The organism is Paradesertivirga mongoliensis (assembly GCF_024436395.1).
Taxonomy (GTDB): domain Bacteria; phylum Bacteroidota; class Bacteroidia; order Sphingobacteriales; family Sphingobacteriaceae; genus Paradesertivirga; species Paradesertivirga mongoliensis.
Genome location: NZ_JAFMZO010000001.1, coordinates 1,084,261 through 1,108,504 on the forward strand (window position 1 = coordinate 1,084,261; position 24,244 = coordinate 1,108,504).

The 24,244-nt window shown below is 42.0% G+C and carries 21 protein-coding genes; 12 read left to right on the forward strand and 9 right to left on the reverse strand.

The genetic code is table 11. From position 1 onward, the window contains the following. Positions 1 to 6: 6 nt before the first annotated feature. Complete coding sequence (gene rpsI, locus J3P43_RS04455) at positions 7 to 393, reverse strand: 30S ribosomal protein S9 (RefSeq protein ID WP_255899556.1); 387 nt, start codon at positions 391 to 393, stop codon at positions 7 to 9. Between the two features lie 13 nt (positions 394 to 406). Next, positions 407 to 850, reverse strand: a complete 444-nt coding sequence (rplM, locus tag J3P43_RS04460; protein ID WP_255899558.1) for a 50S ribosomal protein L13 — start codon at positions 848 to 850, stop codon at positions 407 to 409. 568 nt (positions 851 to 1,418) lie between these two features. On the opposite strand from rplM, the gene J3P43_RS04465 reads away from it, so the two are divergent. Next, positions 1,419 to 2,150, forward strand: a complete 732-nt coding sequence (locus tag J3P43_RS04465) for an acyl-CoA desaturase (RefSeq protein ID WP_255899561.1) — start codon at positions 1,419 to 1,421, stop codon at positions 2,148 to 2,150. 81 nt (positions 2,151 to 2,231) lie between these two features. Further along, entirely contained in the window at positions 2,232 to 2,642 is a 411-nt protein-coding gene (gene mscL / locus J3P43_RS04470; RefSeq protein ID WP_255899563.1) for a large-conductance mechanosensitive channel protein MscL, read from the forward strand. 234 nt (positions 2,643 to 2,876) lie between these two features. On the opposite strand, the gene aspS is transcribed toward mscL, so the two are convergent. Both aspS and dapF read right to left on the reverse strand, forming a co-directional pair. Next, positions 2,877 to 4,622, reverse strand: coding sequence for an aspartate--tRNA ligase (gene aspS, locus J3P43_RS04475; RefSeq protein ID WP_255899566.1), 1,746 nt, complete (start codon positions 4,620 to 4,622; stop codon positions 2,877 to 2,879). 43 nt (positions 4,623 to 4,665) lie between these two features. Further along, positions 4,666 to 5,454 (reverse strand): diaminopimelate epimerase, encoded by a 789-nt coding sequence (gene dapF / locus J3P43_RS04480; protein WP_255899568.1) that lies wholly within the window; start codon positions 5,452 to 5,454, stop codon positions 4,666 to 4,668. Positions 5,455 to 5,632: 178 nt separating this feature from the next. Here dapF and J3P43_RS04485 point away from each other — a divergent pair, with 178 nt between their 5' ends. Next, complete coding sequence (locus tag J3P43_RS04485) at positions 5,633 to 7,162, forward strand: Do family serine endopeptidase (protein ID WP_255899570.1); 1,530 nt, start codon at positions 5,633 to 5,635, stop codon at positions 7,160 to 7,162. A gap of 65 nt (positions 7,163 to 7,227) precedes the next feature. After that, on the forward strand, positions 7,228 to 7,908 hold the full coding sequence (pdeM, locus tag J3P43_RS04490) for a ligase-associated DNA damage response endonuclease PdeM (protein ID WP_255899572.1): 681 nt from the start codon (positions 7,228 to 7,230) through the stop codon (positions 7,906 to 7,908). Here pdeM and J3P43_RS04495 read toward each other — a convergent pair. Next, the gene (locus tag J3P43_RS04495) at positions 7,874 to 8,935 is read right to left on the reverse strand and encodes a TlpA family protein disulfide reductase (protein WP_255899574.1); all 1,062 of its coding nucleotides are present in this window, start codon (positions 8,933 to 8,935) and stop codon (positions 7,874 to 7,876) included. The two genes, pdeM and J3P43_RS04495, sit on opposite strands and share 35 nt — an antisense overlap. 267 nt (positions 8,936 to 9,202) lie before the next feature. Between J3P43_RS04495 and J3P43_RS04500 the strand changes: the two genes are divergently transcribed. The 3 genes from J3P43_RS04500 to J3P43_RS04510 all read left to right on the forward strand — a co-directional run bounded on the left by J3P43_RS04500 (position 9,203) and on the right by J3P43_RS04510 (position 12,805). Next, positions 9,203 to 10,000, forward strand: coding sequence for a succinate dehydrogenase cytochrome b subunit (locus tag J3P43_RS04500; protein WP_255899576.1), 798 nt, complete (start codon positions 9,203 to 9,205; stop codon positions 9,998 to 10,000). Positions 10,001 to 10,022: 22 nt separating this feature from the next. Beyond that, on the forward strand, positions 10,023 to 11,957 hold the full coding sequence (locus tag J3P43_RS04505; protein ID WP_255899579.1) for a fumarate reductase/succinate dehydrogenase flavoprotein subunit: 1,935 nt from the start codon (positions 10,023 to 10,025) through the stop codon (positions 11,955 to 11,957). 80 nt (positions 11,958 to 12,037) lie between these two features. Beyond that, positions 12,038 to 12,805, forward strand: a complete 768-nt coding sequence (locus J3P43_RS04510) for a succinate dehydrogenase/fumarate reductase iron-sulfur subunit (protein WP_255899582.1) — start codon at positions 12,038 to 12,040, stop codon at positions 12,803 to 12,805. 76 nt (positions 12,806 to 12,881) lie between these two features. Here J3P43_RS04510 and J3P43_RS04515 read toward each other — a convergent pair whose 3' ends face one another. Together J3P43_RS04515 and J3P43_RS04520 are read right to left on the reverse strand one after the other, a co-directional pair. Continuing rightward, positions 12,882 to 14,732, reverse strand: coding sequence for an energy transducer TonB (locus J3P43_RS04515; protein ID WP_255899585.1), 1,851 nt, complete (start codon positions 14,730 to 14,732; stop codon positions 12,882 to 12,884). A gap of 1 nt (position 14,733) precedes the next feature. Then, complete coding sequence (locus J3P43_RS04520) at positions 14,734 to 15,105, reverse strand: BlaI/MecI/CopY family transcriptional regulator (RefSeq protein ID WP_255899587.1); 372 nt, start codon at positions 15,103 to 15,105, stop codon at positions 14,734 to 14,736. 118 nt (positions 15,106 to 15,223) lie between these two features. Here J3P43_RS04520 and J3P43_RS04525 point away from each other — a divergent pair, with 118 nt between their 5' ends. Further along, positions 15,224 to 16,624 (forward strand): MBL fold metallo-hydrolase RNA specificity domain-containing protein, encoded by a 1,401-nt coding sequence (locus tag J3P43_RS04525; protein ID WP_255899589.1) that lies wholly within the window; start codon positions 15,224 to 15,226, stop codon positions 16,622 to 16,624. A gap of 306 nt (positions 16,625 to 16,930) precedes the next feature. Here the strand turns inward: J3P43_RS04525 and J3P43_RS04530 are convergent, their stop codons facing one another. Further along, entirely contained in the window at positions 16,931 to 17,965 is a 1,035-nt protein-coding gene (locus J3P43_RS04530) for a LacI family DNA-binding transcriptional regulator (protein WP_255899591.1), read from the reverse strand. A gap of 298 nt (positions 17,966 to 18,263) precedes the next feature. On the opposite strand from J3P43_RS04530, the gene J3P43_RS04535 reads away from it, so the two are divergent. Continuing rightward, positions 18,264 to 19,610, forward strand: coding sequence for a pectate lyase family protein (locus tag J3P43_RS04535; protein WP_255899593.1), 1,347 nt, complete (start codon positions 18,264 to 18,266; stop codon positions 19,608 to 19,610). Between the two features lie 49 nt (positions 19,611 to 19,659). Here the strand turns inward: J3P43_RS04535 and J3P43_RS04540 are convergent, their stop codons facing one another. Next, complete coding sequence (locus J3P43_RS04540) at positions 19,660 to 20,448, reverse strand: gluconate 5-dehydrogenase (RefSeq protein ID WP_255899595.1); 789 nt, start codon at positions 20,446 to 20,448, stop codon at positions 19,660 to 19,662. 163 nt (positions 20,449 to 20,611) lie between these two features. Here J3P43_RS04540 and kduD point away from each other — a divergent pair, with 163 nt between their 5' ends. The 3 genes from kduD to J3P43_RS04555 all read left to right on the forward strand — a co-directional run bounded on the left by kduD (position 20,612) and on the right by J3P43_RS04555 (position 24,235). After that, the gene (gene kduD / locus J3P43_RS04545) at positions 20,612 to 21,385 is read left to right on the forward strand and encodes a 2-dehydro-3-deoxy-D-gluconate 5-dehydrogenase KduD (protein ID WP_255899598.1); all 774 of its coding nucleotides are present in this window, start codon (positions 20,612 to 20,614) and stop codon (positions 21,383 to 21,385) included. A gap of 31 nt (positions 21,386 to 21,416) precedes the next feature. Further along, positions 21,417 to 22,247, forward strand: coding sequence for a 5-dehydro-4-deoxy-D-glucuronate isomerase (kduI, locus tag J3P43_RS04550; RefSeq protein WP_255899601.1), 831 nt, complete (start codon positions 21,417 to 21,419; stop codon positions 22,245 to 22,247). 320 nt (positions 22,248 to 22,567) lie between these two features. Further along, entirely contained in the window at positions 22,568 to 24,235 is a 1,668-nt protein-coding gene (locus J3P43_RS04555) for a glycoside hydrolase family 28 protein (RefSeq protein ID WP_255899604.1), read from the forward strand. The last annotated feature ends 9 nt before the right edge of the window (positions 24,236 to 24,244 follow it).

A 24,244-nucleotide genomic window follows, 5' to 3' on the forward strand; every position in this document is an offset into this window, starting at 1 on the left:
CTGAGATTAACGTTTACTAAATTGAAATTTCTTACGGGCTTTCTTGCGTCCTGGTTTTTTACGCTCAACCATACGCATGTCACGTGTTACTAAGCCTTTAGCTCTCAATGAAGGTTTTGTTTCCGGATCTAATTCAACAATAGCTTTTGCAATTGCTAAACGAACTGCTTCCGCTTGTCCTTTAACACCACCACCAGCAACGTTTACAGTAACGTCAAATTTTCCGGCAGAACCAGAAACCTCGGTAGACTGTGTAACGATGAATTGTAATGGTAAGGTTGGGAAGTACTCTTTGTAATCTTTACCGTTAACGGTAATGCCGCCGTTACCATCTTTAAGATAGATACGGGCAACTGCTGTTTTTCTTCTGCCTGAAGTGTTTGTTGTTGACATTTCTTTCTCTTAATTAAAGTTTAACTTCTTTTGGACTTTGTGCTGCATGTGGGTGAGTAGTACCCGCATACACATGTAGATTTTTGTACAAAGCACGTCCCAAACGATTTTTAGGCAACATACCACGTACAGCTTTTTCAACTATACGCTCAGGATGTTTAGCCAATAACTCTTTCGGAGAAATGAAACGCTGACCGCCTGGATAGCCTGTGTAACGTACATAGGTTTTATCACCCATTTTGTTACCGGTCAGTTTAACTTTGTCTGCATTGATAACAATCACGTTATCGCCGCAGTCTACGTGTGGGGTGTACGAAGGCTTATTTTTTCCTCTGATCACCATAGCGATCTTAGATGATAAGCGCCCCAAAATCTCGCCTTCAGCGTCAACAACTATCCATTGTTTGTCGACGTTTGATTTGTTAGCAGAGACAGTTTTGTAACTTAACGTATTCACTTGCTTGATATTAAATTAATTAAAAATTTTAGTATACCCCTCAAAAAGGGATTGCAAAGATAGGAGGAATTAAGTTAAGGGCAAAGTAAAAAGAGAAAAAACCTCACCCGCCTTTGCGCGGGGGCTGAGGCGCCCTCTCCTGAAGGAGAGGAGTCTGGGTGGCCTGTATAGCGTATAAGTAGTTAGATATAATAGGTAAGCTATAAATCCTTCAAAGTCCTCTCCTTCAGGAGAGGGTTTAGGTGAGGTAAATGCACCTTCCGTCTTTGTAGAAAATGTAGCCCCGCTTTCTGCTCCAAATCCTCATTCACCGCTTTTAAGGGCGGTTCACTCCGGGTTTTCCGCGGCAATCGGGTTTAAGATGTTGGGGCGGTTCTCCGTAGGAAGGGTTTAAACTTGCCAAAGTTCAGAACTTTTGACAAGTTAGTCGGCCGTTCTTATCCTCTCAAAGTCATTAATTCCAATTATTAATTTTTAATAAACCAAGATTCTTACTTTTGCGTTTTATATCCGAGATGCCGAAAACAGCAGCCTCTTATAAATTGAATCTCTATTAATTTTTTTATTTGTGATTATTCTAATCTTCTTTCTTACCCATTGGTTCCTGTCTTTATTTTTTCAGACCTTTTTTCTTCACCGTTACGCATCGCATAAAATGTTTACTACCAGCAAGTTCTGGGAGCGCACTTTTTATATCATGACCTGGGTTTTTCAGGGGGCATCTTTTTTAAACCCTAGAGCTTACGCTATACTTCACCGTATGCATCACGCCTATAGCGATACCGAAAAGGATCCGCACTCGCCACACTTTTTCCGTGACGTGTTTCAAATGATGTGGCATACAAAAATTATTTTTCAGGAGTATGTAAAATACAACCGAGAGCCGGAAACCCGTTTTAAAGGAAACTATCCTGAATGGAGAACGGTAGATATTATGGCGTCATCCATGTGGTCGCGGTTGGGCTTTGTGGCTTTTTACATTGCTTTCTATGTCATCTTCGCAACAAGCTGGTGGATGTTCTTGTTACTTCCCATCCATTTCGTAATGGGGCCGCTACACGGAGCACTAGTAAACTGGTGTGGGCATAAATATGGATATTCAAATTTCGACAACGGCGACCATTCAAAAAATACTACACCGTTTGACTTTTTTATGTTAGGTGAATTATTTCAGAATAATCACCATATGCACCCAAATAGTCCAAACTTCGCTAAACGCTGGTTTGAGTTAGATCCGGTTTATCCAGTACTGAAGTTTATGCACTGGGCAAGGATTATCAAGCTTAGAAAAGCGATATGATTTTAGACAACCTCCTCAACGGAGGTTTTTTTATGCTCTTTATTTTTTTTATGAGTAGCTTAGGATATTAAATCACAGATTATGGTAATCATTAAAGAATTTAAAGAGTTTGCTGTTCGCGGCAACGTAATCGATTTGGCTGTCGGTGTTATTATCGGGGCTGCTTTTGGTAAAATTGTTACATCTCTGGTCGATGATATTATTATGCCGCCGCTAGGCTATATCATGGGTGGGGTTGATTTTGCCGATAAAAAGATTATTCTTAAAGCAGAAGATGCTGCCAATAAAGTAGCCGAGGTTTCAATTAAATACGGAAACTTTATCAATGCGTTAATTCAGTTTCTGATTGTTGCGTTCTGCATTTTTTTGATTGTAAAGTTTATCAATACTCTGAAAAGGAAGGAAGAAGTTGTAGAGGTTGCTGTTGTGCCTGGCAAAGAAGAGGCTTTGTTGAGTGAGATAAGGGATATTCTTAAAAGTCAGAAAGGATAGATACAGGAATTTGAGGAATCGGTCTACGTAGTGAGCGTTTAATATAAGTACTTAGCTCGTTGTAGTCCCAAGGCAGGGTGAAGGGATGCTCATCCTCCGTTCATCCTACGTATTTGCAAAGATGGAGGATGGGCCTAAAAACGTGAGGTCGCATTTTTTGCGACCTCACGTTAAGAAATAACGCCTCTAGTCATCAGATGTTGGCAATCCGTCTAAGCCTATAACTAACTATTTCTACACCGTCGTCTTTATACTCAACTCCTTCAACTGCTCATCCGAAATAGTCGACGGCGAATCAATCATTACATCCTTACCAGAATTGTTTTTCGGGAATGCTATCACATCGCGGATAGAATCTAAACCGGCAAAGATTGAAACCAAACGGTCAAATCCGAATGCGATACCACCATGCGGTGGCGCACCAAACTCAAACGCTTCCATTAAAAATCCGAATTGTTTTTGAGCTTCCTCCGGAGAAAATCCGAGATGCTTGAACATTAGACTTTGTAGTCCTCTGTCGTGGATACGAATAGAACCACCGCCAATTTCGGTTCCGTTGATTACCATGTCGTAAGCATTGGCACGAACTTCTCCTGGTTTAGTATCGAGCAGACCGATGTCTTCCGGTTTTGGAGAAGTAAAAGGATGGTGCATGGCATGGTAGCGATTGTGTTCTTCATCCCATTCTAATAAGGGGAAATCAACTACCCAAAGCGGTGCGAATTTATTTTTATCGCGCAAGCCTAAACGGTTGCCCATTTCAAGGCGTAGCTCATTTAATTGTTTGCGAACCTTATCAGTGGTTCCAGCCATAACTAAAACTAGATCTCCCGGCTCAGTTTGAAAGGCTGCCGACCATTGCTTTAAGGCTTCTTCGTTAAAAAACTTATCTACAGACGATTTTAAAGAGCCATCGGCATTGTGACGCATATATATAAGGCCGGTGGCGCCAATTTGAGGCCGCTTGATGAAGTCTGTTAACTCGTCCAGTTGTTTACGGGTATATTCAGCACAACCTTTGGCATTGATACCAACAACCAGTTCTGCATTATCGAACACCGGGAAGCCTGCGCCTTTGGCAATCTCGTTTAACTCAACAAACTGCATCCCGAAGCGGGTATCTGGTTTGTCAGATCCATAAAGGCGCATCGCATCAGCATAATCCATACGTGGTACAGAACCAATGTCTACACCTTTTACTTTTTTGAATAAGTGATTAATCAATCCTTCAAACAGATTTAAGATATCTTCCTGCTCAATAAAGGCCATCTCGCAATCAATCTGAGTGAACTCAGGCTGACGATCAGCACGCAGATCTTCATCGCGGAAGCACTTTACAATCTGAAAGTAACGGTCGAAGCCCGATACCATCAACAACTGTTTGAAGGTTTGAGGCGATTGTGGAAGCGCGTAGAACTCACCTGGATTCATCCTGCTGGGTACCACAAAATCCCGGGCCCCTTCCGGAGTGGATTTAATAAGAACCGGTGTTTCAACTTCCAGGAAGTCTTGCTCGTCCAAATATTTTCTAATCTCCTGCGCCATTTTATGACGAAGGATTAAGTTATTTCTAACTGGTGTACGGCGCAGATCAAGGTACCGATATTTCATTCGTAACTCATCGCCCCCATCGGTCTCGTCTTCGATCAAGAAGGGAGGAAGCTTTGCTTCATTTAATATCTCAATAGAAGAAACTTTTATTTCTATATCCCCGGTAGGCATCTTTGGATTTTTGCTGGTCCGCTCAATTACCTTTCCGGTAACTTTAATCACATATTCACGTGACAGGCCGCGGGCTTGCTCACACAGATCAGCATCTTCATCCATGTTTACCAGGAGCTGGGTAATTCCATACCTGTCGCGAATGTCGATAAAAGTCATTCCACCCAGGTCGCGTGATTTTTGCACCCATCCTGCAAGGGTTACATCTTTGCCTAAATCATTGATAGTTAATTCACCGCAGGTATGTGTTCTATGCATAAAAATATCGTTAGGGATGCAAAAGTAACTTTTTTGGAGGAATTTATATCAAATTGACATATCCTTCAAAAACAAACTTTGCCGGCCCCTCCAGAAATATATTATTGAACACTTTTCCATCGTAATTAAAGCGGATATTTAAGTTGCCGCCTAATACTTTGATCCTCGTGTTGTTCTCTCCAGTATGATTTTTGTGTTTAGCCATGGCCAACGCTACAGCAGTAACTCCGGTTCCGCAGGCGTAAGTTTCGTTCTCAACCCCACGTTCATAAGTTCTTACGAACAAATGATCTCCAAAGTCCTCAATGAAATTCACATTTATACCTTCCGACCGGTAATTGTCGGAATTTCGGATCGCTTTGCCCTCGCTAAATACATCTTTATCAGCCAGGTTGGTTGTGCATTGCACATAATGAGGAGATCCGGTGTTTAAAACATAAGCATCTCCGTCTTCGTCAATGTCTTTAACGTCAATCATTTGCAAGCTCACCCAGTCGCCGGCCTCTGAAATTTTGGCATAATGCCAACCATCGACTGCCAAAAAGTTGGTTTCATCTTTAAAGATGTTCAGATGTTTTGCGAAGGCTACAATGCATCGTCCTCCGTTGCCACACATACTGCTTGGTTTACCATCGGCATTATAGTACACCATTTCGAAATCAAAGCCCTCAGTGTTTTGAAGAAACATAATTCCATCGGCTCCAATGCCGAATCTCCTGTCGCACAAATCGGCAAGAATTTGCGGCTGTTGGTGATTAAACGTATTTTGTCGATTATCTACTAAGATAAAATCGTTGCCTGCGCCCTGGTATTTAAAGAAATGTAGTTTCATTAATACAAGATTACGAAATTGTGGAAGGTTTTTTGTGCTCATTAAATCACCAGCGGGTAAATTCTTAAACTCTGTGTTTAACAATTTTTAACAGATTTGCCGATATACCAGGGTTGCATTTCACGTTTAACTGGTATTACTTTTGACAGAAGAAAAAAAACTAAGAAATAATAAATATATGAAGAAGATAGGGATAACACTTTTAACTGCATTTATTGGCGGAGCAGTTGCGATTGGTGGTTATAAACTAATCGAGAATCAGAACGCTGAGAATATGACGCTTGAAGAGCGGCAAAACGTATATTTCACGAAAAATCCTCAAAATATTTCTTCGGCCGGAGATGTGGATTTTGTTCAGGCGGCTGCTGCGGTTACACCGGCGGTAGTTCATATCAAAACTACATACGACGGATCCTCATCGTCAAGAAGTATGGAAGACCCTTTTGGCGGCATGTTTGAAGAATTTTTCGGCACTCCAAGGGGAGGAGGTCGCCAAAGAATGCCTCAATCGGCGTCTGGTTCTGGTGTGATCGTAACCCCAGACGGTTACATAGTTACCAACAACCACGTAGTTGACAAGGCTAGTAAAATTGAGATTATTTTGCCAGACAATCGCTCGTACACCGCCAAGGTTATCGGAACTGATTCAAATACCGACCTTGCATTAGTTAAAGTGGAAGCTAAAAACCTTCCAGTTATAAAACTCGGTAATTCTGATAATGTTAGAGTAGGCGAGTGGGTTCTGGCAGTGGGGTATCCTCTATCTCTTCAGACTACGGTTACAGCCGGTATTGTAAGCGCAAAAGGACGGAGCATTGGGATTTTAAACGAAAATAATCAACGTAATTATCCTAACCGTGAGCAGCAAACCAGCCCGGTGGCAAGCTCGGCTATTGAATCATTTATTCAAACAGATGCTGCAATTAATCCTGGCAACAGCGGTGGAGCTTTGGTGAACACAGAAGGCGAGCTTATCGGAATAAATACTGCTATCGCTTCTCAAAGAGGAGGGTATGAAGGATATGGTTTCGCTATTCCGATAAATCTTGCCAAAAAGATTATGGACGACTTTATCAAGTTCGGCTCGGTTAAAAGAGGATTTATTGGTGTTACTTTTAGAGAATTAGACGCCAGTGTGGCTAAAGAGCTTGGGGTAAATCAGATTAGCGGCCTTTATGTAAATGAAATAATGGAAGGCGGTGGCGCTGAGGCAGCAGGTTTGAAAAAAGGTGATATTATTACAAAGGTAGATGGTAACAAGATTCTTTCCTCTTCGGATTTGCAGGAGAAAGTTGGGCGCTTACGTCCCGGCGATAAAGTACAATTGAGCTATTTGAGAGACGGGTCTGAGCGAAGTACTAGCGTCACGCTAAAAGGTGAAAGCTCTGTTAATATAGCATCCAACTCTAATGCAGCCAACAAAATTATTGCAGCATTAGGTGGTAACTTTGCATCGTTGACACCGGCTCAAAAGCAAAAATATCGTGTTAATAACGGCGTAGTTGTTACCGGTGTTCGTCAGGGCGGGTTGTTGCATGAGAACCAGATTACCAGGGGAACTATCATTACGCATATTAATGGAAAGGCAGTTAATTCTCTGGACGATATTCAGGCTGCAGTGCTAGCTTCCAACAGCAATATTATGCGCATTGACGGTATTTCTACCGATGGTGTAAGATTCTGGGGAACATTTGAAATCGCGCGATAATTAGCAGCATATATTAAAACTCTAAGCCCTTCGTTTTAACGGAGGGCTTTTTTTATTTTTACAGAATGAATCTGCAGGGGCTGCGCTGGGCTTTTTTAAATCAACAACTTATCTTTCTGCCACAAAAAGCTATCTTCTGGGAAGAAGAAAAGGCTTTGATTATTTCAGATCTCCATATCGGAAAGGTTGGCCATTTCAGAAAGGCTGGTATCGCCATCCCGAAGCTGCTGGAACAGGAAGAGCTTGCCGTTCTTTCAGATCTGATACACCAGTATCGCCCCAGTCAACTAATTTTTTTAGGAGATCTGTTTCACAGCGATATAAATAACGACTGGAATTGGTTGCAGTTGTGGCGTGAAATGTTCCCCGCGCTCAGAATGCTTCTTATCCAGGGAAATCACGATGTTCTCCACCGCGATTATTACGAACAGGCTAATTTTGAGTTGTATGATAAGCTGGTTATTGGGCCGTTTTTATTCGTACACGATAAGTCTGATTATGATAAGACCCCGCCAGAGAATGCTTATATCTTAAGTGGCCATATTCATCCTGCGGTTCGTTTGCGTGGAAAGGCCAGGCAAAGTGTATTGCTGTCGTGTTTTTCATTTGGTAGAAATGCAGCAATTCTACCCGCTTTTGGAAAGTTTACAGGGAAGTGCTGCTTAAAGGAAAGTGAGGGCGATACCGTTTTCGGAATCCTGAAAGACAAGGTTATTCTATTGAAGCCTGTTTCAGAAAGTCATTAATATAAATATTTACACTCTCCACCGGGACGTCAAAGTCGACTATCTTTAAGTCTGGTCCGATAATTATATAACAGGGGAGTTTGTTAGTGTAAAAGTTTTCAAAGTTTTTTGAGTAGGCACCTTTAAAATCTGCCACATGTAACCAGCTTAAGCCATTTGCCGCAATTGCTTTCTTCCACCGCTCTTCTTTTTTATCAATAGCGATACCGAGTATTTCGAAGCCGTTAGTATGATTTTTATCATAAAGGAATTTCAAATGCGGAATGTCATTTAAGCTCGGATTATTCCAGCTTGCCCAGAATGTTAACAGGGTCAGTTTGCCTTTTAGCAGATTCCTGTTAAACGGTTTTCCATCTGGCATGCGGCCTTCGATTTTTGGCATAGGGGCGCCCGGCCGGATTCGTGTATATCCTTCAATTTTATTCTTTGCATTTTCTGAATACGCTGTTTCGGTTACTTCAGGATCAAGGAGGCGAAATAATTTATCATAATAGCCTGGGTTCTCTCGCATATCTTTCTCACTAACTTGATTTAGAAGATATCCTGATACCGGCGATTTAGAATGTTTTCTTACAAAATTCTCCAGGTTTGAGAGGTCAGGTAAATCTGACAAATAAAAGTAAGATAGCTCATTTTGAAACTTAACCTGAGTTTTTACAAGAGGATACCTTTGGATACTTGCCGAATCTAACACAAAATTGTATTCGCCCTCTGCAAGATAAATTGGATACTCCACAGTTTTATTTTTGCCACCGCTAAACAATATTTTCAATTTAAAGAACTCTGCCCGGTCCGGTATGGCTGATATCTGGAATTTTTCGTCGACGATATTTGCATCCCACAACTTACCATGCCCGCTGATTTCTATTACTGCATTTTTGATGCCTTTTACGCGGCCATTTATGGTCGTTTCTTTTTGATGACATCCGGTTAGTAAGGATAAAATAAAAATTGCCCATGCATAAGGGATGATTGTTTTCAAAATAAATGGGTTTTCTAGCTTAGTGTTTAGTTTTTGAATAGTCATTTTTTGTGATTCGTAAAATCTTTGTATTTAAATCGAAAAAAACGATATTTTTCGAGTTTAAAAATGATTTTATTAGGCGATATATGCGATGAATTCAATTTATTTTGAATGATTTTTCCAAATTCACTAAAAACTATAATTAGTCATTTTCTTTTTTAGAACGTTTCTAAATAAATCAAAACTCTTTCGAAAGCTAAAATTGGTTATATATGTAAGCCCATTTTGAATACTTTTGCATCTCTTAAATATTAAATCTAACAAAAAGTAATGAGCAGTTTCACTAAAACTTTCTCCACCACCATGGGAAAGAAATTGATTATGAGCTTAACGGGTCTTTTTCTGGCCCTGTTTCTCGTCGTCCATCTTATCGGAAACTTACAGCTGTTTAAGGATGATGCGGGTAAGGCCTTCAATGAGTATTCATATTTTATGACTCATTTTTTACCAATTAAGATCATTTCGTATGTTCTTTATCTTTCAATTGTGTTGCATGCGCTTTATGCTCTGTTCATCACTATAAGGAATAACAAGGCCCGGCCTGTAGGCTATGCGCAATATAATGGCTCGGCAAACAGTTCCTGGAGTTCAAGAAATATGGGAATATTAGGTACCATACTTCTAATCTTTATTGTGATTCACATGAAAAGTTTCTGGTGGGAATATCACAATGGAGATCTTCCATATGCCCGTTACGAAATGAGTTTATCGAATCCTGCGGATGTAACTTTCACTCCGCTGCCCTTTGATGGAAACCCGCTTGTACATTCAGAATATGTAGACAGTCAAAGCGGCAAAGAAGTGGTTGTAGCAAAAGATCTTTATAAGATTGTGGTTGACGCCTTCGGTCGCTTATGGTATGTTATTCTTTATGTATTATCCATGATTGCTATGGGCTTTCATCTTTACCACGGTTTTCAAAGTGGCTTCCAAACATTAGGGTTTGATCATAACAAGTATTTCCCTGCAATCAAATTTCTTGGCTTATGGGTGTTTAGTATTATAATTCCTGCCCTGTTTGCTGCAATGCCTATATATATATATTTAAAACAATTCGGCCTTATTTAGGCACATAAAATAATTTTCTGCGATGATTTTAGATTCTAAAATACCAGAGGGACCTTTAGCTGAAAAGTGGTCCAAGCATAAATTCAACTTAAAACTTGTTAACCCTGCCAATAAGAGAAAATATACTGTTATTGTAGTTGGTAGCGGTTTAGCAGGTGCTTCGGCTGCTGCTTCCCTGGCAGAGCTTGGTTATAACGTAAAAGTTTTCTGTTTTCAAGACAGCCCTCGCCGGGCGCACTCTATCGCCGCGCAAGGTGGTATCAATGCTGCCAAGAATTATCGTAACGATGGTGATAGTGTTTATCGCTTGTTTTACGATACCATTAAAGGCGGTGACTACCGTGCACGGGAAGCAAACGTTCACCGTTTAGCTGAAGAGTCGGTCAATATTATTGATCAATGTGTGGCTCAGGGTGTACCATTTGCACGCGAGTACGGCGGATTACTGGATAACCGTTCTTTTGGAGGTTCTCAGGTATCACGTACGTTTTATGCTCGCGGCCAAACCGGACAGCAACTGTTGCTAGGGGCATATTCTGCTCTGAACCGTCAAATTCATGAGGGTAAAGTGAAAATGTACAACCGCCACGAGATGCTTGAGCTGGTGGTAGTTGATGGTAAAGCTCAGGGTATAATTACCAGAGATCTTATTTCAGGGAAATTAGAAACTCATGCAGGCCACGCGGTTCTTTTAGCCACTGGTGGTTACGGAAACGTATTTTATCTTTCTACAAACGCCATGGGTAGCAACACTACTGCAATCTGGCGTGCACATAAAAAAGGCGCTTTCTTCGGAAACCCTTGCTATACGCAAATTCACCCCACCTGTATTCCTGTAAGTGGTGATCACCAGTCTAAGCTTACGCTGATGTCTGAGTCGTTGCGTAACGACGGACGTGTTTGGGTTCCAAAAACCCAGGCAATGGCCGAGCAGATCCGTAAAGGGCAATTAAAGGCGAGTGATGTGAAGGAGGATGACAGAGATTATTTCCTGGAGCGCAAGTATCCATCTTTCGGAAATCTTGTTCCCCGCGATGTTGCTTCGCGTAATGCCAAAGAAGCAGTTGATGACGGACGTGGTGTTGGTGGGTCGGGTAAAGCAGTTTATCTTGATTTTTCTGATGCGATTCAGCGCTTAGGGCAGCCGGCAATTCAGGCCAAATACGGTAACCTGTTTGATATGTACTATCAGATTACCGACGAAAATCCTTACGAGTTACCAATGCGTATTTATCCTGCGGTTCACTACACGATGGGCGGCCTTTGGGTAGATTATAATCTTCAGACTACTATCCCGGGATTGTATGCTTTGGGTGAGTGTAATTTCTCTGACCACGGAGCAAACCGTTTGGGAGCTTCTGCTCTGATGCAAGGCCTGGCCGACGGATATTTTGTGATACCATATACTTTAGGCGATTACCTTGCGGGAATTGGTCCGAAGCCGGTTGATACCAGTCATCCCGCTTTCGCTGAAGCGCAAAAAGCTGTGGAGAACAGGTTAAACACCCTTTTATCACTAAAAGGAAATAAAACCGTGGATGAATATCACCGTGAGTTGGGTAACATTATGTGGGAATACTGCGGTATGGCACGTAACGAAGCCGGACTTACGAAAGCTAAAGGTCTTATTCAGGCTTTAAAAGCAGATTTCTGGAAGAACGCAATTGTGGTAGGAAAGAATGAAGAATTGAATATGTCGCTTGAAAAGGCCGGCCGTGTTGCAGATTTTATCGAACTTGGTGAGCTTATGGTTGACGATGCCTTGCATCGCAGAGAATCATGCGGAGGCCACTTCCGTGAAGAAAGCCAGACCGAAGAAGGTGAAGCACTACGCGATGACGATAATTTTGCTTATGTAGCCGCATGGGAATTTACAGGCGAAAATATGCCAGAGCAATTGAACAAAGAGCATTTGGTATACGAAAATGTTAAGTTGACACAACGTAGTTATAAATAGAATCAAGATATAAGAAACAGAGACAAGAAGGAACGGATTAGTCTTGATTCTAGCTTCTTGACTCTCAAATCTAACAACAGATGAGCGGAAACATGAATTTAACCCTTAAAGTCTGGAGGCAGGCAAATGCCAGCGACAAGGGAGGATTTGTTACTTACAAAGCAGAAAATATTTCTCCGGATATGTCATTCCTGGAGATGCTTGACGTAGTAAATGAAGATTTATTAAAAAAGGGTACAGACCCTATCCATTTTGACCACGATTGTCGCGAAGGTATTTGCGGAATGTGTTCATTATATATTAATGGTCGCCCGCATGGGCCAAAGCGTGCAATCACCACTTGCCAATTGCATATGCGCAGTTTTAAAGACGGTGAAACCATCACTATTGAACCATGGCGTGCAACAGCTTTCCCGGTTATTAAGGATCTGGCGGTTGATCGCTCTGCATTCGACAGAATTCAGCAGGCTGGTGGTTATGTTTCGGTGAATACTGGCGGTGTGCCTGATGCTAACGAAATAGCTATTCCAAAAGTGATAGCGGATGAAGCGTTTAACTCGGCGACCTGTATTCAATGCGGCGCTTGCGTAGCGGCTTGTAAAAATGCCTCTGCGATGCTTTTTGTTTCAGCTAAGGTATCTCAACTGGCATTATTACCTCAGGGACAGCCAGAGCGTTACCGTCGTGTACAATCGATGGTTGCGCAAATGGATGCCGAAGGATTTGGTGGTTGTACCAACACTGGAGCCTGCGAAATTGAATGTCCGAAAGAGATCTCAATGACGAATATAAATCGGATGAGACGCGACTTTTTCACGGCTAAGCTTTTTAAAGAAGAAGAAATTTAAGTAGTTTTGTTGCCACGAGGCAAGGAGGAAATTTAAAGAGCCCTGAGGTGAAAACGTCAGGGCTCTCTGCTTGTAGTTACTTTTTTGAAGTAATAATTATGACGCCGTTTTTGCCTTTTTCACCGTATATCGCGGTAGCTGCGCTGTCTTTTTGTACTGAAATGGCTTCGATACGGGATGGCTGGATCTTTTGAAATTGTTCTGATGTTATTTCCTTTCCATCCAATATATAAAGAGGTTTCTCCTTAAGGTTAGATCCATTAATTCTAAGGCTCAAATTATGTGAGGGGTCCGGTTTCCAAATACGAACGTTCTTCCCTTTTATTCCCTCTGCAGTAGTAATAGAAAGGGTGCCATTTGTTGAGCCATCATCATTCTTAGTTACCGATATGCTTCGGATATCCGAGGCTTTAATTCCAAGTAAGTCGGCATATTCAGCTTCCGTAGCAGTTCCAAAATTGAAGCCGGAAGGTATATCTTTTTGAAATCGTTTACCGTCAATAAAGATCACCGGGTTAACCCCCGCTCTGAATACTGGACCGTTCGGCTGACTGGGTGTACTTAAGCCTTTTTTGTCCTCAGAGTTCTTTTCGTTTGATTCGTAATTGAGCATTAGAGGCAAGGTATACTGTACCCGCACAGGTTTTCCATTTTGGATCCCCGGAAGCCATTTTTGTGAGCTTGATAGCAGTCTAACGGCCTCCTCTCCGGTGCCATGTTTTAAATCCCTAAGCACGCGGATATTGGTGAGTGTTCCATCTTTCTCGACTACAAAAGTGACTATTAGTCTGCCTGAAACTTTTGCTGTCTGTGCCTCTTTTGGAAATTTATACTCCTTTCCAATCCATTTGTAAAATGCTTCCATTCCGCCAGGATACCGGGGCATTGTTTCAACTTCGGCTACCCCAAGTAAGCTACTATCCCGATCAATTTCAGGCTGAATGATTTCTGCTAATCGCGGCTTTTCTGACTTTGCTAAAATATCCTCATTAGAAACTGCCTCAGTTTGGACGGTACCAGCTGTGCTTTGAATAAAAATTTCTTTGTTGCCAGTTATTTTAAGTTCACTCGCGGCCTCTATTGAGCTTTCAATTTTAGTAAGGCTTTCCGACTTGATGGTCGCCGAGGAAAATATGACCATCGAAGCAAACAGCGGAGCAGCAAGCCCATATTTTAGCAGTGCCGTTTTTCGGGATTTGGTTTTGTAAAGCATCATGACTCGTTTTTTTAGGAGTGACTGGTTGAAAAAATTGTTCGTTAGTTGTTCTTTCCGGATTCCAAAGACGTTGCTTACCAGGAGAAGAGCATAGTCAGATTTCCCCTTCTCGGCCGAGGCCACCTCATCTGCAATAAATTCGTGGATAAATTTTACAGATCTTTTGTATCCATATACTACCGGGTTAAACCAGTTTATAATATTGATAAGCTCAAAAAATATAACGTCTGCAGAATGTAATTGGGATGCGTGAACTTTTTCATGCTTTACAATCGATTCCCTTGACGGAAGATCTTCCGATACTTTTATTTTAGTGAAAAACGATTGAGCCCGGCTCCCCTCCTTAAAGCTCCTATTAACTTTCGATAGCTGCCATATAAACCGGCAAAGGAAGAAAAGAGCTCCACTCAGATAGATGATGCTTAGCCATTCCATCAAACTGAGGTTACTATCTGTCGCTGCAGGTGCACTTAAAGTAATTACCGGCGATACTGCAATTACATAAGTTACCTGTTCAATTTCTTTGGTTACAAACATGGATCGCACCCAATCCGACTGCACAGCCGGTATGATAAACGATAGTACACCCGATGCCAGCAGGAATATCCTGTTCCATTTAAAGAACGTCTCATTCTTTAACACAAGTTCATAGAATGCGTAAAACAAGATCAGGTAGATATTTACCTGGATGAGGTAGGATGGCCAATTCATATTATTTTTTCTTTAGGTTTTGAATCAGTTTTAAGATCTCGTCGGCTTCCTTTAAGTCGATCTTTTCTTTCTTCACAAAGAATGAAAACATGTTTTCTACAGAGTTGCCAAAGTATCCGCTAAGAAGCTTTTCGGTGGCGAAGCTTTTATATTGCTCTTTACTTACCACCGGGAAATATCTGTGACTCTTGCCAAAAGCTTCGTGCTCAACAAATCCTTTAGTCTCTAATATTCTGATGATGGTAGAAACTGTATTGTAAGCAGGCTTAGGCTGGGGTAGCTCATCTATCACCTCCTTCACAAATGCTTTTTCCAGCGCCCATAATATCTGCATGATCTGTTCCTCGGCTTTTGTAAGTTCTTTCAATTCCATAATATTCATCTTCTTAAACAAACGTAAAACTAATTATTTAGTTTTCAAAACTATTTTGTTAGTTTCTTTGAAAAAACATCTAAATGCTTTTGATGTTAAGTTAACACATACATTTCAAATGACGATAACCTTTCACGGTGCAGCCCAAAACGTTACAGGGAGCAAGCACCTAATACAATTACAGAGCGGCACACAAATATTACTCGATTGCGGAATGTTCCAGGGACTAGGAGAAGAAACCGATGGCCTCAATGAGCATTTCGGCTTCAGACCCGATAAAGTGAATTATTTAATCCTTTCACATGCACATATTGATCATTGCGGGTTAATACCTCGTTTGGTTGCCGAGGGCTTTAAGGGGACAATTTACAGTACTGCGCCGACTATGGATTTAGCGCGGATTCTGTTAAACGATTCGGCGCATATTCAGGAGCAAGATGCCGAGTTTAGCAATAAGAACCGCGCCCGTAAGGGACTACCCTTGGTCGACCCATTGTATACTGAAGAAGATGTGATGGAGACAATGCGGCTTTTTAAGATAGTTGAGTATAATGAAGACTTCGAGATCGATCCGAGGATAAAATTAAAATTTACCGATGCCGGCCATATTCTCGGCAGTGCAGCAGTGCACCTTACAATCATTGATGAAGGAAAGGAATATCGGATAACATTTAGTGGAGACGTTGGACGGTATGGAGATCCCTTGCTACAGAGCCCTCAGACATTCGACCAGGCAGATTTCATACTTCTGGAATCGACCTATGGCGACTCACTGCATAAAGATTTAGAGGCTATCGAAGGCCAGCTTCAGGAGGTTATCCAGGAAACATGCGTGATTAAGAAAGGAAAGCTTATTATCCCGGCATTTAGTGTTGGTCGTACCCAGGAGCTGTTATATGCCTTGAATGCACTTGAGATTAAAGGCACTCTGCCAGATCTGGCTTATTACGTAGATAGTCCCCTTTCTGAAAAAGCCACTAACGTGCTTAAAGAACATACCGAAGTTTTCAACAAAAAGGTTAAGGAAGTTTTGAAAAGCGACGACGACGTATTTCATTTCAAAGGACTCAAGTTTATTCAATCGGTAGAAGAATCAAAAGCGCTGAACGAAGATCCGCGCCCCTGTGTAATCATTTCTTCTTCGGGAATGGCAGAAGCAGGAAGGGTAAAACATCACATAAAGAATAATGTTGAAAATTCTAAAAATACCATTCTTATTGTGGGTTATTGCGAGCCCTCGTCTTTGGGTGGGAGACTGGTAGCCGGAGCTAGGGTTGTAAGGATTTTCGGCGATGAATTTGATGTCAGAGCTGACGTAAGAGTTATCAAATCGATGAGTGCGCACGGCGATTATGAAGACCTGTTGCGGTTTTTATCGTGCCAGGATCCAAAAGAAGTAAAAAAAATATTTCTCGTGCACGGCGAATACGATGTGCAGCAAATATTCAGGCAAAAGCTTGTTGATGCGGGTTTTTCGACAGTAATCATCCCTGAACAACATCAATCAGAGTACCTGTGATGTTAAAAGCACGTTTTTATAACTCCTTTTAAAGAGGGAATTTGAAAGCGAAGGCTTGCTTGTTGTTTGCCGGGCGCTATTTCGATCGTGTCTTTGCTTTTATATCCAATTATCAATAAGGCAGGAATCAATAGAATCAAAAACGGTGATATTGCTTGTGTCTTTTTCATGGCGTTCATCTTGTATATCAAATTAACAGGATGATTTCGGTGTGTGAAAACTAATTAGACTAAGAGGGTGATGTTATAGATAAACCGGTTCTTTTAAAGGGCTAACGTTCGTCGGTTAATCTGGGGTGTTCGAAGATTAGAGCTTCCGGTTCGTCGAACTATGGGTGATAAGCTGCGTATTTAAGGTTTTGGTTTCAAATTCAGTTACCGGATGTTTGCTTTCAATTAACTTAATAAGCAGTTGAGTGGCCTGTTGTCCCATTTCAAAAGCAGGTTGTCTCACTACTGTAATCGGGGGCGAGAACAGAGGCGCAACATTCGAATTCGTGAAGCCCGAAATTCCGATCTTGCAGCCGTATTCAAGGTCCAGTTTTCTAAGTGCCAGCAAGGTACTTGTAGAAATTTTGTCCTGGGCGATGAACAGCGCGTCGGGTCTTTCTTTCAGTTTAAGGATATCTTTAACTGCAGCATCAATCTCGTCCTGAATTAAGCCACTGTAACTGCAATATTTAACATACGACTCGTTAAAAGGAATTTGATGCTTCTCCAGAGCCGCTTTATATCCTTCCAGTCGCTCGCGTGTAATGGAAAGGTGCGCCGCGTTGGTGAAATGCCCTATTTTAGTGTATCCCGATTTAATAAGAAACTCGGTAGCTTCAAAACCTCCCTGAAAATTATTCGCTATTACTTTGTGGGTGTTTATCTCTTCGCTCACGCGATCGAAGAATACGATCGGTAGACCTTTTTCATGCAAAGATTTCAGATATGAAATATCGTTACTTTCTGATGATAGCGAAATCAATAATCCATCTACCGACCTCGAAGCAAGATGTTCTACGTTCAGCACCTCACGTTCATGGTTTTCGTTGCTTTGAGTAATGATGACATGGTAGCCTGAATTGTAGGCAATAGACTCAATACCGTTAATGGCCTGTGAAAAAAAATTATTCGCAATCTCGCAAACCACTACGCCGATAGAATGACTCCGCCTCTCTTTTAAACTTAAGGCTATTGGGTTTGGACGGTAATTGATTTTTTCGGCATACTCCAGAACTATCCGCTTGGTTTCTTCACTAATTTCGTAACCGCCTCTAAGTGCCCGCGAAACCGTGGATGTAGAGAATCCTAAAGCTTTCGCGATGTCTTTTATAGTGGTGGTTTCAAACCGCATTCGGTGTTTTATTTACTTGTCGAAGTTAATGAAATGAAGGTAAGAATAACAAAGTGATTTGGGGAAAGTTTCTGCCTACATCGTTGCCGGGAACGATTGCATTTTTTTTTATAACCAGGCCTGCAAAACTTTAATAAAAAGTGTTTAAACTTGTTATTAGATAAACCCAAGTAATAACCAGTTACTTAGGCGGTGGTAACCGCAAGAAATCTTTCTTATCCTAGCAAATCACGGGTAACGTCACAGATTCGGCGAACGAGCGTTAAGATAATTACTGACGCCCAAATCAAATAACAAAATGAATAGAATTATAATCATCGCTGCCGCTTTTCTGCTTTGTAGTTGTGCTCCGCAAGTTCTGAAAACAGCCAGCGACGGGCAACCCATTGCTTTCCCCGGTGCTGAAGGCTTTGGGAAGTATACCACCGGTGGTCGTGGAGGCAAAGCAATCATTGTATCCAACCTTAATGACGCTGGAGAGGGAAGTTTACGAAAAGCCATCCAGGCTAAAGGGCCGCGGACGGTGGTATTTGCGGTCTCGGGCACCATAGCTTTAGAATCTCCTCTGGATATAAATAATCCGGATATTACCATCGCGGGTCAATCTGCTCCGGGGGATGGAATTTGTTTAAAAAATTACTCACTCAATGTAAAGGCTGATAATGTTATAATACGTTATCTCCGGGTGAGGATGGGCGACGAGAAGAAATACCAGGGAGACGCTCTGGGAGGCGTTAAAGGCAATTCGAATATCATCATCGATCATTGCTCGGTAAGCTGGGCCACAGATGAGACTGCTTCATTTTACAATAACAAAAATTTCAGCATGCAATGGTGTATTATATCCGAGAGCCTGAATGCTTCGGCTCATGCTAAAGGCGAACATGGTTATGGCGGCATCTGGGGAGGCCGTGGAGCTAGCTTCCACCATAATTTATTAGCGAGCCATAAAAGTCGTACGCCGCGTTTTAGTGGCTCCTCAACTACTAAAAATACGCCCGACGAGCTGGTAGATTTCAGGAATAACGTGATTTACAATTGGGGTGAAAATAATATTTATGGCGGTGAGGAGGGGAGATATAATGTTGTCGCCAATTATTTCAGGTCGGGCAAGGCAACCGATTCATCTAAAAAGAACCGGATGTTGCAGCCATGGTCGCCATATGGTAAGTTTTACGTTGCCGGAAATGAGATCAGTGGTTATCCGGCTATAAGTGATGACAATTGGAGTGGAGGTGTTCAGGCAGATCATCCCGATTCGGCAAAGGCAGATGTGGCTTTTCAGGCGGTGCCCATCACCCAGCACACCGCGAGGAAGGCATTCGACCTGGTGCTGGCGCATGCCGGGGCCAGCCACAAGCGTGATATTGTAGATTCAAGAATAACCCAGGAAGTTAGAAACGGAGTATCGGTATCAGGAAAAGCAAATAATGGGATCATTGATTCGCCCAATGATGTAGGAGGATGGCCCGAACTGAAATCTCTGACGGCTCCGTTGGATTCTGATAAAGACGGAGTGCCGGATGATTGGGAGAGAAAAAATAAACTTAATCCGAATGATCCCTCAGATGCTGCCAAAGTAGCTGCTAAAACTTTCTACACTAATCTGGAAGTTTATTTAAACAGCTTGATAAAAAGTATTTAAAAAACATCCTATAAGCTGATTAGCTTACAGGATGTTTTATTGCTTTATATTATTCATTAGCCGCTTTTCCAAGCGTAGCTAAGATACCGCCGTCAACATAAAGAATATGCCCGCTTACAAAATCCGAAGCTTTAGAAGCTAAGAAGATAGTGGCTCCTTGTAAATCTTCGGGTTCTCCCCATCTTGCTGCCGGTGTGCGGCTGATGATGAAGTCGTTAAAAGGATGTCCGTCTACGCGGATAGGTGCAGTCTGCGTAGTTGCAAAATAACCCGGACCGATACCATTTACCTGAACATTGTATTGAGCCCATTCTGTCGCAAGGTTTTTTGTAAGCATCTTCAATCCGCCTTTTGCAGCAGCGTAAGCGCTCACCGTTGCTCTTCCAACCTCACTCATCATAGAACAGATGTTGATGATTTTGCCAGATTTGCGCTGAACCATAAATTTACCTACCTGTTTCGACATGATAAATGGTCCTGTAAGGTCGATTTTGATTACCTGCTCCCAATCGGCGACTTCCATTTCTAAAACGGGGATGCGTTTAATAATACCTGCGTTGTTAATCAGAATATCGATCGGGCCAACTTCTTGTTCAATTTGAGCAACACCTTTAGCAACTGCAGCTTCGTCGGTTACGTCGAAAATATACCCGTGACATTTTATGCCGTTTTTAGCATATTCTTCAATTGCTGTATCGAGCTTTTGTTTATCAATGTCGTTGATAATTATTTGCGCTCCAGCTTTGGCGAGCCCGGTTGCCATAGACATCCCCAAACCATGGGTTCCGCCTGTAATAAGGGCTCTTTTTCCAGTTAAGTCAAAAAGAGATAGTGACATGTTATCGTGTTATTTAATGATGGTTTGAATTAGAAGATGCAATGTTATGAAAATTGCTCCGGATAAAAAACCTTTTAACCCCAGAGCACTTAAACGAAACAAAACTGCTACATCCTTTTTAAATCTTATCAGGAAAGAGTAATTTGCGGCATTCCGTATAAAAATGACAAACACACCTCTATTATTTAGCTTAGAAGGAAAATTGGCGCTTGTTACCGGGTGCAATCGTGGAATCGGCAGAGCGATGGCTGAAGCGCTGGCAGAAGCAGGCGCTGATATTATTGGGGTGTCTTCATCTCTTGTCCAAACCGGCAGCGAAGTGGAAAAATCGGTTCATTCGTTCGGGCGGACTTTCAAGGCTTACCAATGCGATTTCGGCGATAAAGGTCAGGTAAAGCAATTCCTGGAAAAAGTTTTGGCAGAGAATCCAAAGATCGATATCCTGGTTAACAACGCCGGGATAATTTTGCGGCAGCCTGCCGCCGAGCATTCTGACGATTACTGGTACAAGGTTATAGATGTGAATCTTAATAGTCAATTCATTATTACGCGCGAGATTGGCGCCAGTATGCTGAAAAACGGATCGGGTAAGATTATATTTACTGCATCTTTGTTAAGTTTCCAGGGTGGCGTAAATGTTCCGGGATATGCCGCAAGTAAGGGAGCCATAGGTAGTTTGGTAAAAGCTTTTTCCAACGAGTGGGCAGCGAAGGGATTGAATGTAAATGCTATTGCGCCCGGGTATATCAGCACGGATAACACCGACGAATTAAGGAACAATCCGGAAAGAAGCAAATCAATACTCGACCGCATACCAGCCGGCAGGTGGGGTGAGCCCGAAGATTTCAAAGGGCCTGTTGTTTTCCTCGCTTCAAAAGCTTCTGATTATGTTCACGGAACCATCTTAACGGTAGATGGCGGATGGATGGCACGATAAATATAAACTCAATTTATAATACTATATGTTAATGAACCAACGATATGCTCAGGGCCCAAAAGAGGTTGCGGGCCTTAATACAGCAGAGCTGAGAGAAAACTTCCTGGTAGATGATCTGATGCAAAATGATCAGTTCAACTTCACATATTCGCATTTTGACAGGGCGATTGTTGGAAGTATTGTGCCTGCAAGCAAGGAGCTTGAATTACCTACTTACGATAACTTACGTTCAGATTATTTTCTTGAGAGAAGAGAACTTGGAGTGATTAATGTTGGCGGCAACGGGGAAATAGTTGTAGATGGAACCGCTTATTCATTAACGAAGCTGGATGCACTTTATATAGGTAAAGGCGCTAAATCTGTAAAGTTTAAAAGCCTTTCGGCAGATAGCCCGGCCATGTTCTACATGTACTCAGTTCCTGCTCACAAGGAATTTCCGGTTCAGTTAGTTAAGAAGGAAGACGCATTTCCGACAACTATTGGCAGCAAAGCCACAGCTAACGAGCGTACAATTTACAAATATATCCACCTGGAAGGAGCGAAAAGCTGTCAGCTGGTAATGGGATTAACCGTTTTACACGAAGGCAGCGTGTGGAATACTATGCCTTCGCATGTACACGACAGAAGAAGTGAAATTTATTTTTATTTCGATGTTCCGGATAATCAAGTGGTTTTTCACATGATGGGTCAGCCGCAAGAGACGCGACACCTTATCATGCACAACCATCAGGCAGTAATTTCTCCACCCTGGTCTATTCACTCGGGAGGTGGAACGGCCAACTATGGCTTTATCTGGTCGATGAGCGGCGAGAATCTCGTTTACTCGGATATGGATGCCGTAGCCATGAGAGATTTGAGATAAAGACCAAAATGCATACAACTCTTAATGGTATCCCGAATCTGAGATGTTAGAGTTGGTCATGAAAAGGTTACAGAGGCTGGTTATATCAATAACCGGCCTCTTTTTGAATCTAGCAAGCCGCTGAGCCGTTTTCGGGAACGATTGCGTAAATATTCTTCTTCAAATCCTGTTGCTTTTGCCTTAATCTTGCTAAACTTGTTGATAAGTTGGCAGCAAGAAATACACTAACTGATAAAGCCGGTCCAGAATCTGTTTCCCCAAAGCTTTTTAATGTATTAAAACTGCAGCTGGTCCGTTATAAGATCAAACTTTAATTTATAATGAAACATACACTTACTATATTATCTCTTACTGCTCTCGTTTTTGCATCGTCGGCAAGTTATTCTCAGCAGGGAGCTAAACCCTGGCCATCTAAACTGCCTGTTGTTAAAGCGCCGGTATTTAAAAAAGACACACTCAGTATTGTAAGCTTCGGAGCCGTAAGCGACGGTATTACATTAAATACTAAAAGTATCAATGATGCCATCGAAACCAGCTCAAAAAAAGGGGGGGGCGTAGTTGTGGTGCCCAGGGGGTTATGGCTTACCGGCCCTATCGAATTAAAAAGCAATGTTAATCTGCATTTGAAAGCAGATGCCATGCTTTCCTTTACTAAGGATTTGTCGCAATACAAACTGCTATCAACCAACTGGGAAGGTTTAGCCGCCATTCGCAATCAATCTCCCATTTCCGGCACTAATCTGGTAAATATAGCCATCACCGGAAAAGGGATAATAGATGGCAGTGGTGATGCCTGGCGCATGGTTAAGAGGGGGAAGCTGACCGAGAGTCAATGGAAAAATCTGGTAGCGTCAGGTGGTGTTTTAAGTGATGATGAACAAATCTGGTATCCCACAGAGAGTTCTCTGAAAGGATCAAAAGTTAAAGCAGCGGGGGTTATCGCGGGTGGCAAAACAGCTGATGATTTTGCCGAAATAAAGGATTTTCTCCGTCCGAATTTAGTGGTACTGGCTAAATGTAAAAACATTTTATTAGAAGGTGTTACCTTTCAAAACTCACCGGCATGGAACATCCATCCGTTAATGTCCGAGAACATTGTGATCCGCGACATTTATGCTAAAAACCCCTGGTATGCACAAAATGGCGATGGATTGGATATAGAATCATGTAATAATGTTCTGGTCGAAAATAGTGTATTTGATGTTGGAGATGACGGGATATGTATTAAATCCGGCAGAGATGCAGAGGGGCGTAAACGGGCAATGCCAACTCAAAACGTGGTGATCAGAAATTGTGTGGTTTATCATGCTCACGGAGGTTTTGTAGTAGGCAGTGAAATGTCTGGAGGCGCAAATAATATTTATGTTTCAGACTGTACATTCATCGGAACAGATATCGGACTTCGTTTTAAAACCACTCGTGGACGCGGTGGTGTGGTAGAGAACATCTTCATCAAAAACATCAGCATGAAAGACATTGCCGGCGAGGCATTGTTATTTGATATGTACTATGCGGCTGTTGATCCGATTCCGGCCGCCGGCGAAAATCGTCAGGCACCTAAGGTTCAGGTCCTGCCGGTTACAGAAGAGACCCCATCTTTCAAAAATATTTATATCAACAACGTGGTAGCAGACGGAGCCGCTAAGGCAATATTTATTCGCGGTTTACCCGAAATGAATATTCACAATATCTTCCTTGAAAATATGACTTTGCAAGCCAATAAGGGGATAGAAGTGGAGGAGGCACGAAACATCCACTTTAAAAATGTCAATGTTATCAGCAAGGACACAAAACCGGTTGTAAATATTCTTAACAGCAATTCTATTTTCTTCGACGGGTTTAGATATAAAGAAGGTGCGGCCTTGCTGTTTAATGTAAAAGGTGATCGCAGCGCTAATATCTCTGTTGCCAATACTAATGTTAAAGGCGCCGTTAATCAAACAGAATTTTCTCAGGATGCTAAAAACCAGTCGCTGACTATAAAATAGACCTTATTA